Consider the following 584-nt stretch of genomic DNA (forward strand, 5'->3'; position numbering starts at 1 on the left):
ACCGTCTCGCTCACCGACCAGGACGGCCAGAACGCCACCGGCACGCTCTCCGTCAACATCGTCGACGACGTGCCGACCGCGGTCGCCGACACCGATGCCGTGCCTGCGGGCTCGTTCGCCTCGATCGGCGGCAACGTCATGACCGGCGCGGGCAGCGACGGCAATGCGGCCGGCGCCGACACCAAGGGCGCCGACGGCGCAACCGTGGTCGGCGTCGCGGCCGGCAACACCAATGCCAATCTCGACAGCGCCGCCACCGTCGGCTCGGTCATCCAGGGCACCTACGGCAAGCTGACGCTCAATGCCGACGGCTCCTACACCTATGTCCGCGACGCCGGCACCGCCGGCGGCCATGACGACGTCTTCACCTACACCATCAAGGACGGCGACGGCGACACCTCGCACACCACGCTGACCATCTCGATCGGCAACACGCCGCCGACCATCACCGACCTGACGCCGGCAGCCAATGGCGGCGACGTGACGGTCAACGAGGACGACCTGCTCGCCAGCCGCGGCGCCGGTGAATCGGCCGGCTCCGACACCTCCAAGGAGAGCACCACCCAGGGCGGCACCTTCACCAT

General features: G+C 69.7%; 1 protein-coding gene. It reads left to right on the top strand.

Going from position 1 to position 584, the window contains the following annotated elements:
* Nucleotides 1–584, top strand: a 584-nt coding sequence (locus P9230_RS32235; RefSeq protein WP_278121751.1) for an Ig-like domain-containing protein, incomplete at both ends; no start/stop codon positions are given.

It is taken from the genome of Mesorhizobium sp. WSM4887 (genome assembly GCF_029625865.1).
Lineage (GTDB): Bacteria > Pseudomonadota > Alphaproteobacteria > Rhizobiales > Rhizobiaceae > Mesorhizobium.